Annotated in this window: 6 protein-coding genes; 3 read left to right on the forward strand and 3 right to left on the reverse strand. The window is 62.1% G+C overall.

All coding sequences use genetic code 11. The features are described from left to right. From dapF to gltB, 3 genes are read right to left on the reverse strand one after another with little or no spacing between them, the layout of a single operon-like run. Positions 1–831: a diaminopimelate epimerase gene (gene dapF, locus Q0K10_RS05820; RefSeq protein ID WP_294504467.1), complete on the reverse strand. Its 831-nt coding sequence runs from the start codon at positions 829–831 to the stop codon at positions 1–3. Continuing rightward, positions 828–2,222, reverse strand: coding sequence for a glutamate synthase subunit beta (locus tag Q0K10_RS05825; RefSeq protein ID WP_294504469.1), 1,395 nt, complete (start codon positions 2,220–2,222; stop codon positions 828–830). The genes dapF and Q0K10_RS05825 overlap by 4 nt, the downstream gene beginning before the upstream one ends. A gap of 28 nt (positions 2,223–2,250) precedes the next feature. After that, complete coding sequence (gltB, locus tag Q0K10_RS05830) at positions 2,251–6,741, reverse strand: glutamate synthase large subunit (RefSeq protein ID WP_294504471.1); 4,491 nt, start codon at positions 6,739–6,741, stop codon at positions 2,251–2,253. Between the two features lie 321 nt (positions 6,742–7,062). On the opposite strand from gltB, the gene Q0K10_RS05835 reads away from it, so the two are divergent. From Q0K10_RS05835 to carA, 3 genes are read left to right on the forward strand one after another with little or no spacing between them, the layout of a single operon-like run. Then, positions 7,063–9,132 carry a glutamine synthetase III gene (locus tag Q0K10_RS05835; protein WP_366942966.1) on the forward strand — a complete coding sequence of 690 codons (2,070 nt, stop codon included), beginning with the start codon at positions 7,063–7,065 and terminating at the stop codon, positions 9,130–9,132. A gap of 18 nt (positions 9,133–9,150) precedes the next feature. Further along, positions 9,151–10,917 carry a class II glutamine amidotransferase gene (locus tag Q0K10_RS05840; RefSeq protein WP_294504475.1) on the forward strand — a complete coding sequence of 589 codons (1,767 nt, stop codon included), beginning with the start codon at positions 9,151–9,153 and terminating at the stop codon, positions 10,915–10,917. A gap of 43 nt (positions 10,918–10,960) precedes the next feature. Next, on the forward strand, positions 10,961–12,061 hold the full coding sequence (gene carA / locus Q0K10_RS05845; protein ID WP_294504477.1) for a glutamine-hydrolyzing carbamoyl-phosphate synthase small subunit: 1,101 nt from the start codon (positions 10,961–10,963) through the stop codon (positions 12,059–12,061). Position 12,062 lies beyond the last annotated feature (1 nt).

The following is a 12,062-nucleotide window of genomic DNA, read 5'->3' on the forward strand; positions in this document are numbered from 1 at the left end:
TCAGATCTTCTCCACAAGTTCTCCCCGGAACACCTCGACGGCGGGGCCGGTCATGTAAACGTGATTGTCCTCTTCGGAATACTCCACCTGAAGTTCGCCGCCGTCGAGCAGAACGGTCACGCGCGAATCCGTGCGGCCGGAGAGCCGTCCCGCAACCGCCGTCGCGCAACTGCCGGTCCCGCAGGCGAGCGTGACGCCGCACCCCCGCTCCCAGACCCGCATCCGCACCATCTGCGGACCGCGGACCTCTGCGAATTCGACATTGATCCGCTCCGGAAATTGCGGATCGCACTCAAACAGCGGCCCCCACTGCTCCAGCTCGACGGTCCGGATATCAGGAACAAAAATGACCGCGTGCGGATTGCCCATCGAAACGCAGAACGCGGAAAATTCGCGTCCGCCGACATGCAGCTTCACGTCCCTGGCTTCCGATTCCGGGTTGCCGGTCACGGGGATCTCTCCGCGCCGCAACCGGGGTTCCCCCATGTCGACCCGCACCGTGCCGTTTTCGAGCACTTTCGGACGGACGATTCCCCCTTTCGTATGGAGTTCAAATTCGTTTCCGTGCGCGAGCATGCGTCGCTTGATGTAGAGACCGACGCAGCGGGTTGCGTTGCCGCACATCTCCGGTTCGGAGCCGTCGGCGTTGTAGATGCGCATCTCGAACGCATTGCCCGAGAGATGACGGATCGTCACGACGCCGTCTGCTCCGATGCCGAAATGACGGTCGCAGAGCCGCGCTGCTACACCGCGCATATCGAATGTGGAACTCTTCGGCAGCTCGGTCAGAATGAAATCATTGCCGAGCCCGTGCCACTTGGAGATTTTCATAACGCACCTCCTGAAAGATAACGCTCCGCCTCCTGTGCGACGCTCCGTCCCGCCGCGATCGCCCGCACCACGAGCGACGCGCCGGAGGCGCAGTCACCGGCGCAGAAGATTCCACGTTCCGGAGCGGCCTGCACGCGCCCGCGCTCATCGACCTTGAGTCCGAGTTCCGCGGCGACTCCGTCGGCCGGAACGCCGATGAATCCCATTGCGAGCAACACGAGGTCGGCAGGAATGATCTCTTCCGACCCGGCCACCTCATGGAACCGGAGCGGTTTGCCGAGCGGAGAAAGTTCCCACTCAACCGTCACGGCCTCAATGCCGGTGACGTGCCCCTCATCATCGGAAAGGAACCGCTTCGATGCGAGATTCCACCGCCGTTCGCCTCCCTCCTTGTGGCTCGAACTCGTCCGGAGCATATAGGGCCACTGGGGCCACGGGGTCGAGGGGGAGCGGTTCACCGGCGGTTTCGGCATGATCTCGATCTGGAGGATCGATTCGGCGCCCTGCCGGATCGAGGTGCCGACACAGTCGCTGCCGGTGTCACCGCCGCCGATCACGACCACACGCTTCCCCGTCGCGCAGACCGGAAGATCCGCGCATTCGCGGCCGATAACGCGATTCTGCCCCTGGAGGAATTCGAGCGCAAAATGGATCCCTGCGGCCTCACGGCCCGGAATTTTCAAGTCGCGTGCCATCGGCGTGCCGATGGCGAGAACGACCGCGTCATTGCGGCGCGCAAGGTAATCGCCCGAGACGTCGCGCCCGACCTCGGTGTTGAGTTCAAACCGGATTCCGGCTTCACGCATGAGGTTGATCCGGCGGTCGATGATCTTTTTCGCAAGTTTGAAATCCGGAATGCCATAGCGCAGCAGACCGCCGGGAGAGGCGTTCTTTTCAAAAACCGTCACCTCGTGTCCCGCGAGATTCAGTGCCGCGGCGACGGCAAGCCCTGCGGGGCCCGCACCGATCACGGCCACGCGGCGGCCCGTACGTTTTGCCGGAATGAGAGGCTTTACGAAACCACTGCGGAATGCGGTTTCGGTCACGGCCTTCTCCAGCTGCCGGATCATGACCGGCTCGCTGTTGATGCCATCCGTGCAGGACCCCTCGCACAAAGCGGGGCAGATCCGGCTGGTGAACTCGGGGAACGAACTCGTCGAGGAGAGGATATCCCACGCTTTCTCCCAGTTTCCGGCCCCCGCGGCCGCGTTGATCTCGGGGATCACATTGCCGAGCGGGCAGCCGGTTCCGTGGCAGAACGGGATGCCGCAGTTCATGCAGCGTTCCGCCTGCCCCTTGAGTTCATCGAACGAAAGAGTGCGTTCGACCTCATCAAAATCCCGGCGGCGCAATTCGACCGGGCGGTATATCTCCTGAATTCTCTGATTCATTGTCGTATCTCCTTACAGATTCCGCACTTCAATTGTCTTCCTTGCGGCGGTCGACCGCCTCGGCGTCCTCGCGTGCCATGCGTCCGAGCGCCTGGCGATATTCCACCGGGAACACCTTTACGAACATCGGACGGGTGTTGACCCAGTCCGCGAGAACGGCGGCGGCCTTTTCGCTGCCGGTCGCGGCGGCATGTTCGCGCAGAAGTCCGAGCAGTTCGGCTTCGTCCTCGCTGCCGGGCTCGACCGTCTCGAGGTCGACGCTCCCGACGTTGCAACGCAGATCGAAGTCGCCCGACTCGTCATACACATATGCGATGCCGCCGGTCATGCCGGCCGCAAAGTTCACGCCGGTCGAACCGAGCACGACCACGCGCCCGCCGGTCATGTATTCGCAGCCGTGGTCGCCGACCCCTTCGGTGACGAGCGTCGCGCCGGAGTTGCGGATGGCGAACCGTTCGCCCGCCTGCCCCGCGAGGAAGATCTTCCCCGAGGTGGCGCCGTAACCGATCACGTTGCCGGCGATGACGTTGTCTGCCGCGCAGAACCGTGCCTCCGGAGCGGGACGGATCACAATGCAGCCGCCCGAAAGCCCTTTGCCGACGAAGTCGTTCGCCTCGCCTGCGAGTTCGAACGTGATGCCCGGCGCGAGAAATGCGCCGAAGCTCTGCCCCGCGCAACCAGTAAAGTGCACGCGGATCGTCCCTTCCGGCAAACCATTCTCCCCGAAACGCTCCGTCACCTCGCCCGAAAGTTCCGTTCCGGCGGTGCGGTCGACGTTGCGGATCACGCACTCGAGTTCAGCGGGCTTGCCGCTCTTGAGACTTGCTGCGAGCTTCGGCAGAAGTTCGCGCCGGTCGAAGTTTACGAGCGGCTCGTGCGGGGCAGCCGCATCAAAGCGGATCGCAGCCCCGGCCGCCGGACGAAGCAGATTCGAGAAGTCGAGATTGCGCGCCTTGTAGAAGTCGATCGCGCGATTCATCTCAAGCAGGTCGCTGCGGCCGCATGCCTCGTCGAGACTGTGCAGTCCGAGGCGAGCGAGGTGTTCGCGCACCTCTTCGGCGATGAAGCGCAGGAAGTTGATGATATACTCCGGCTTGCCGGCGAAGCGCTTGCGCAGTTCCGGATCCTGGGTCGCGACGCCGACCGGGCAGGAGTTCTCATGGCATTTGCGCATCATCACACAGCCGAGACAGACAAGTACGGTCGTGGCGAATCCGAACTCCTCAGCGCCGAGCAGCGCGCCGATCACGACGTCGCGCCCGGTCTTGAGCTGGCCGTCGACCTGCACCTTCACACGATTGCGCAAGTTGTTCAACACAAGGGTTTGCTGAGTTTCCGCAAGGCCGAGTTCCCACGGCAGTCCCGCATGCTTGATGCTGGTCAACGGCGAAGCGCCGGTCCCGCCGTCATGCCCGGCGACGAGCACCACGTCGGCATGCGCCTTGGCGACACCGGCGGCGATGGTTCCGACGCCGACTTCCGAAACAAGCTTGACCGAGACGCGCGCCTTCGGATTCGCGTTCCGCAGATCGTAGATGAGCTGCGCGAGATCCTCGATCGAATAGATGTCATGGTGCGGCGGCGGCGAGATCAGCGTCACATTCGGCATCGAATGGCGCAGTTTCGCAATGAAGCGGTCGACTTTGTGGCCGGGGAGCTGCCCCCCCTCGCCCGGCTTCGCGCCCTGCGCCATTTTGATCTGGAGATCCTTCGCGTGGCGCAGATAGTCGATGGTCACGCCGAAACGGCCCGATGCGATCTGCTTGATCGCGCTCATCTTGCTGTCGCCTTCCGGAGTCGGCACGTAACGGGAGGAGTCTTCACCGCCCTCGCCGCAGTTGCTCATGCCGCCGAGCCGGTTCATGGCGATCGCAATGGTCTCATGCGCTTCCGGGCTGAGCGACCCGAGCGACATCGCACCGGAGACGAACCGTTTCACGATCGAGTCGACACTCTCGACCTCCTCGATCGGAATGCTCCTGGTCTCGACAAATCCGAAGAGGCCGCGCAATGTGCAGAGATGTCCGGCCTGGTCATCGATGAGTTTCGAATACTCCTTGAACTTCGCGTAGTCGCCGGTCTGCACCGCCTGGCGGAAGGCCGCGAGCGAAGCGGGGGTCCAGAGATGCTGTTCCCCGTCCTTGCGGAACCGGTAGGAGCCGCCGTCCGGCAGGAGCGGGCTTTCCTGCTGCGCGGCTGCGCGGCGGGTGTTCGCTTCTTCGGCGATTTCGGCAAGTCCGATGCCGCCGATGCGGCTGGCGGTTCCGGGCAGATATTCGTCGATGAGTTCACGCGAGAGCCCCACCGCCTCAAACACCTGGCCGGAACGATAGCTGCGCAGCGTAGAAATCCCCATCTTGGACATGACCTTCAAAAGGCCCTTGTCAACCGCATTGATGTAATTTGTCGCCGCGGTCACCGGGTCGACGGAAACCGCGCCGGAACGGGCGAGCCCGGTCACGGTTTCGAGCGCGAGGTACGGATTCACCGCCGTCGCGCCGTAGCCGATCAGCAGTGCGAAGTGCATGATCTCGCGCACTTCACCGGACTCGACCACAACGCCGGTCTCGGGGCGAAGTCCCGCCGCCGAGAGTGCGCGGTTCACGGCAGCCGTCGCAAGCAGCGACGGAATCGGCGTCGTGCCGGGGGACGGATTCCGGTCCGAAAGGATCAGAATCCGGCAGTTCTCACGCACGGCGGCAATCGCGTCGGTGGCAAGCCGCTTCAAGGCCTTGTCGAGCTGTCGCCCGTCCCCGCCGGCCGGGAATTCCATCGGCAGTGTCTTTGACCGGAAATCGTTCGCTCCGATGTGGCGCAGCCGGGAAAGTTCATCGTCGGTCAGCACGGGACGTTGAAGTTTCACAAGCCGCGCATGCAGCGGAGTTTCTGCGAGGATATTTCCCTTGTTTCCGATGTAGGTGAGCAGACTCATGACCAGCTCTTCGCGGATCGGGTCGATCGGCGGATTCGTCACCTGAGCAAAAAGCTGCTTGAAATAATTGAAGAGCAGCTGCGGCTTCGTCGAGAGCACGGCGAGCGCCGCATCGTTGCCCATCGAGCCGACCGGTTCGTGACCGGTCGCGGCCATCGGGCCGATCAGCATCTCGACATCTTCACGGGTGTAGCCGAAGAGCTTCTGCATATAGAGCAGATTGCCGGGAACCTCCGCAGGAGTGATTTCCGAAAAGAGTCCATGAACCGGAATCTTGTTCTCCTCAACCCAGCGGCGATAGGGCTTCTGCCGCGCGACGCGGTTCTTGATTTCGCGGTCGGAGAGCAGCCGATGGTGTTCGAGATCGAGATAGATCATCTCGCCCGGACGCAACCGCCCCTTGCGCACAACCTCGGCCGGATCGAGATCGAGCACGCCGGTTTCCGAAGCGAGAACAAAAAGTCCGTCCCGGCAGAGTGTGTAGCGGGCGGGGCGCAGTCCGTTTCGATCGAGGATCGCACAGGCGTTCACACCATCGCTCGCAGCGACCGCGGCGGGGCCGTCCCACGGCTCCATCAGAGCGGAGTGATATTCGAAGAATCCGCGCACGTCGCGTCCGAGATGGTAATTCTTGCCCCACGCCTGCGGCATGAGCATCAAAAGCGCGTGCGCAAGGTCACGACCCGCAGCCACGAGCAGTTCGAACATGTTGTCGAGCGAAGCCGAGTCGCTCTGCCCGGGCGCCACGAGCGGCAGGAGCTTGGCCATGTCGTCACCGAAGAGCTCCGAGGCGAGAAACGGCTCGCGGGCGCGCAGACTGTTCAAATTTCCGCGCAGAGTATTGATTTCTCCGTTGTGCGCGAGATAGCGGAACGGGTGCGCGAGATTCCAGGTGGGAAACGTGTTCGTGCTGTACCGTTGATGCACAAGTGCGAGCGGCGACTGGAAGTCCGGGTCGCCGAGATCGGGATAGAACGCCTCCAGCTGCGTCGCGAGCAGCAATCCCTTGTAGACGATGCTGCGGCTGGACATGCTGCAGATATACGCTTCGGGGATGGACTTCTCGATGAGACGCCGCATGACGAAGAGCTTGCGTTCGAACGCGGCGCGATCGGGATAATTTGCGCCGCCGATGAAGAGCTGACGGATCTCCGGACAGCTTTCGCGCGCTGCGCGACCGATCCGGTCAGGAACGGTCGGAACCTCGCGCCAGCAGAGGATTTCACCGCCCTCCCCCTTGACGATCGACTCGATTTCCGCCTCGTGCCCGGTTCCGCCGAAGATCATCGCGACACCGTAAGCGCCAGGTTCCGGAAGATTCGGAACCGTCTTGCGGAAAAACTTGTCCGGCATCGACAGAAGCAGCCCGGCGCCGTCACCGGTGTTCGGATCACCGCCGGAAGCGCCACGGTGCATGAGCCGCTTCAGCACGGTCAGACCCATTGTTACAATTTTGTGAGACGGCACATTGTTGAGGTCGGCTACCATGCCGACACCGCATGCGTCATGTTCGTTGGCGAAGCGGTAGAGGCCGTTCTCCGCCACGGGAGGGCGGTCAAACCGCCGTTGCTGTCGTTGCTTTTCCATAAAATTCAGTGCTCCTTTCTGAATTGTTAATTTTTTTAAAGGATATAAGCAATTATCGTGCCAGCTCTGTTATGAGCGGAGAACGGGCCTTTCTGTACCGCCATATCTTACAAAAATGTAAAATCCCGCCATGACTCTTACATTTTTGTAAAACATTATCGGAAGAAACGGCCCCCTTTGTGCTCAAAACAAAGTTGGCACGCAATCTGCTGGACATGAAGCAGCAAAAATCCCAACCGAACCACAGGAGGAAGCATCATGAGCAATCTGAACCGAATGAAGGCCGTTGACGCGGTGGCGGAACTCCGCGGAGGCGAACCGATGCCGGCCAAGCCGGTCAATCTCGACTGCTATGCCGAGGACGTGTTCAACATCGACTGCATGCGGGAATATCTCTCGAAGTCCGTCTGCGAAAAGCTGCTCGCGACGATCACCAAGGGCGAACCGCTCGACCCGGACATCGCCGGCGACGTCGCCCACGCGATGAAGCACTGGGCGCTGGAACGCGGCGCGACCCACTACACGCACTGGTTCCAGCCGCTGACCGGCTCCACCGCCGAGAAGCACGACGCGTTCCTCGAACCGGACGGAGCGAAGGCGATCATGAGCTTCTCCGGAAAAAACCTCATTGTCGGCGAGCCCGATGCGTCGAGCTTCCCATCCGGCGGGCTGCGCTCCACCTTCGAGGCGCGCGGTTATACGGCCTGGGACCCGACCAGCCCGGCTTTCATCAAACGTCATGCGAACGGCGCGACGCTCTGCATTCCGACCGCGTTCTGCAGTTACACCGGCGAGGCGCTCGACAAGAAGACTCCGCTGCTGCGCTCCATGCAGGCTCTCTCAGTCTCCACAAAACGACTGATGAAGTGCTTCGGACTGCCCGAGGAGCGGGTCACGATCACGCTTGGACCTGAACAGGAGTACTTCCTCGTGGACAAGCACTTCTATTTGCAGCGCCCCGACCTCGTCCAGACCGGGCGCACCGTCTTCGGCGCGCCGCCGCCGAAACATCAGCAGCTGGAAGACCACTACTTCGGCTCCATCAAGAACCGCATTCTCTCGTTCATGACCGAGGTCGAGCAGGAGCTCTGGAAACTCGGAATTCCGGCCAAGACCCGTCACAACGAGGTTGCGCCCGCCCAGTTCGAGCTCGCGCCGATGTTCGAGGAGCTGAATCTCGCCTGCGACCACAACATGCTCGTCATGGAAGTGCTCCGCCAGGTTGCCGACCGCAACGGACTGGTCTGCCTGCTGCATGAAAAGCCGTTCGCAGGAATCAACGGCTCCGGCAAGCACAACAACTGGTCGGTCGCCTACGGCAAGCGCAATCTGCTCAATCCGGGTACGGATCCGCATCAGAACGCGATCTTCCTGACCGTGCTTACGGCGATCATCGAAGCGGTCGACATGCACGGAGATCTGCTGCGGGCCTCCGTCACCGGCGCGGGCAACGACCACCGGCTCGGAGCGAACGAAGCGCCCCCGGCGATCATCTCGATGTATCTCGGCGACCAGCTCGCGGATGTGATCGACCAGCTCGAAAAGGGAACCCCCACGTCGAGCCGCCATCCTGGCGCGATGCGAATCGGAGCGGACACGCTCCCGCCGCTGCCGCGCGATGCGACCGATCGCAACCGGACCAGCCCCTTCGCCTTCACCGGCAACAAGTTCGAATTCCGGGCCCCGGGTTCGAGCCAGTCCTGCTCCGGTCCGAACACGATCCTCAACACGATCGTTGCCGAGGCGTTCGACCGCATGAGCGATGTGCTTGAGAAACTCAGCAAGGAAGAGTTTCACGCCGGGCTTCAGAAGCATCTGCAGCAGGTCATCAAGGCGCACAAGCGGATCATCTTCAACGGCGACGGCTACACCGAAGAGTGGCTCAAGGAGGCCGAAAAGCGCGGTCTGCCGAATGCCCGGACCACGATGGAGGCGCTGCGCTGCCTGACCGCTCCGGCGAACGTCGCGATGCTCGAAAAGTACGGCGTCTACAACCGCCGCGAACTCGAATCGCGGTTTGAGGTCTTCCTTGAGGAGTACCATCGCCGGATCCGCATCGAAGGTGAGATCGCGCTTGAGATCGCGACCAGCATGATCACGCCGGTCGTCACCGCTGAATACGGCAAAGTCGCGAAATCCCTCGCCGCGGCAAAAGAGGCCGGACTCACTGCCGGACTCGCTGCGATGGAGAGCTCCGCAGCCGCCCTCGGCGCCGGACTCGACGATCTCGCGCAGAAGTGTGCGGAACTCAAGACCGCTCTCGGCGGACTCCATGAAGAGATCCTCGAAGCGATGGCGAATTTGCGCGGAACGGTCGACTCGCTCGAACGGCTCGTCGCCGATGAGTGCTGGCCGCTGCCGAAGTACCGCGAAATGCTCTTCGTCTACTAAAAAGAAAGGAGTGGCGGCATGTCCGATTCGATTCAACACGAGTGTGCGGTCAGCATGTTGCGGCTCCGCCGCAACATCGCCCACTATGTCCGCAAGTACGGAACGCCGTTCTACGGGTACGAACACCTCGCGCTTCTGCTCGAAAAACAGCACAACCGCGGGCAGGACGGCGCGGGTATCGGCTGCGTCCGGCTCGACCCCGTTCCCGGCGAACCGTGTTTCTCGCTCGAAAAGTCGAACCGGAACATGCCGCTTGCCGACCTGCTTGAGCGGATCGGCAAGACGATCCCGCAGGGGGAGGATCCCCGCTCCGCCTCGGAACGGCGGAATCACCCCTTCTGCGGAGAGCTCTACCTCGGGCATCTGCGGTACGGCACCTTCGGACGGGGCGGGCTCGACGCCTGTCATCCCTTTGTCCGCCCGAATTCCTGCCTGAACCGCACGCTGCTGCTCGCGGGAAACTTCAACCTGACCGATACGCGGGAACTGTTTGCAAAACTCATTGCGACCGGCCACCACCCGGCGAGCCGTGCGGACGGGTATCTGATTCTGCAGATGATCGGCCACTGCCTGGAAAAGGCGCTCGACCGGAATCCGCACGGCGCGGATCTCGCGGCGGTACTGCGCGAGGCATGCGGCGATTTCGACGGAGCGTTCACCCTCTGCGGGCTGCTTGGAGACGGAACCGGATTCGCGATTCGCGATGCAGCCGGAATCCGCCCGGGTTATTTCTATTTCGATGATGAAGTCGCCGTCGTAAGCTCCGAACGTCCGGCCATTCAGGCCGCGTTCGACTGCACGACCGCCGAAGTCTCCGAACTTCCTCCGGGGGAAGCTCTGATCATCGGCCGGGACGGCAACGTTGAATTCCGCCCCTGTCTCGATCCGAAGCCGCTGCGCCGCTGTGTGTTTGAGCGCATCTACTTCTCGCGCCCGAACGACGCGGACATCCACCGCGAACGGCGCGCGCTCGGCCGCAAACTCGTGCCTGCCGTGCTGCACGAAGTGGAGGAGGATTTTGAAAACACGCTCTTCTCCTACATTCCGAACACCGCCCAGGCGAGTTTCCACGGCCTGCTCGACACCTTGAACCACATCGCCTGCGAGGCGGGGCGCACCGTCCGGTTCGGCCAGATCGCGATCAAGGACGCGAAGTTCCGCACCTTCATCGCCGACGCGGCCAGCCGGAAGGAGTTCTACATGCACATTTATGACGTGACCTACGGGCTGGTCCGGCCCGGTTCGGACACGCTCGTCGCGCTCGACGATTCGATCGTGCGCGGCAATACGCTCAGAAACGCGATTCTTCCGATCTTCGACCGGCTCTCACCGAAGAAGATCGTCATTGCCTCGGCCGCGCCGCCGATCAAATATCCCGACTGTTACGGCATCGACATGGCCAGCCTGAAAGAACTTGTCGCCTTCGAAGCCGCCGTCGATCTGCTGCGCGAACGCGGAAACCTCGCACTGCTCCAGCAGTGCTACGAAAATGCAAAACGACAGCTCGAAGGCCCCGCCGACGAGATGACCAACTGTGTACGCCCGGTCTATGACGAGATTTCCGACGCGGATCTCAGCCGTGCGATCGCCGCACGATTGAAACCGGAGGGAATGCGCGCGGAGTTTGCAGTCATCTTCCAGAGCTGCGAAGATCTCGCCGAGTGCTGTCCGGAACACACCGGCAACTGGTATTTCACCGGAGATTATCCGACTCCGGGCGGGTTCCGCGTCGTGAACCGCGCCCTCGTGAACTATATCGAACACATCGACGCAAGAGCTTACTGAAACGAAACATGGAACATCAAACATACTGATAAGGAGCACAGATATGTTACATTGGAAAGAGCGGCGCGAACGGGCCGCATTCCTCGCGCTCGCGAACGGGGCGATATTCCGGGGCTGGAGCTTCGGCGCCCCCGTCGACACGGTCGGGGAAGCGGTGTTCAACACCGGCATGAGCGGGTATCAGGAGATTGTGACGGATCCCTCCTACGCAGGGCAGTTCGTCACGTTGACCGCCCCCGAAATTGGAAATTACGGCTGCAATCCGCAGGACGAGGAGTCCCGCGGATTGTTTCTGAACGGGCTCGTGATCCACGAACTCAATGAGCCCTCGAACTTCCGCTCCGAGGAGTCGCTTGCGGACTACCTCAAGCGGAACGGCAAACCCGGCATCGCCGGGGTCGATACGCGCCGTCTCACGCTCATGCTGCGCGACGAAGGCAGTCAGAAGGCGTATCTGCACACAAGTGCCGAGCCGCTCACGGAAGCCGAGGCGGTCGAACGCGCCCGCGCCTGGGAGGGACTTGACGGACAGGATTACGCCGCCCGGGTCACGACCGGGAAGCCTTACGAATGGAATTCCGAGGGAGAGTTCCACGTCGTCGCGTTCGACTTCGGGATCAAATACAACATTCTGCGCGGACTTGCCGCAAACAACATGCGCGTAACCGTCCTGCCCGCCGCAGCGACGGCGGAAGACGCACTTGCGCGGAATCCCGACGGAGTGTTCCTCTCGAACGGCCCGGCCGACCCGGCCGCCGTCGGCTATGCGATCCGGACGATCCGGGAGCTCATCGGCAAGGTGCCGCTCTTCGGGATCTGCCTCGGGCATCAGCTTTTCGGGCTCGCCTCCGGAGCGGAGTGCGGAAGATTGAAATTCGGCCACCACGGCTGCAACCACCCGGTCCGGAATCTGCTGACGAACCGGGTAGAGATCACCTCCCAGAATCACAACTTCGCGCTGAAAGCCGGGGCGCTGCCCGCGACGCTCGAAGTCACGCACATCAACTTGAACGACAATACGATCGAGGGTGTCCGCCACCGCACGGAGCCCGCCGCGTCGGTGCAGTTCCATCCGGAAGCCGCGCCGGGTCCGCACGATTCGTTTTCGCTTTTCCAGGAATTCCGGAAACTCATGGAGCGCTGAA

Source organism: uncultured Victivallis sp. (assembly GCF_944391105.1).
GTDB lineage: Bacteria > Verrucomicrobiota > Lentisphaeria > Victivallales > Victivallaceae > Victivallis.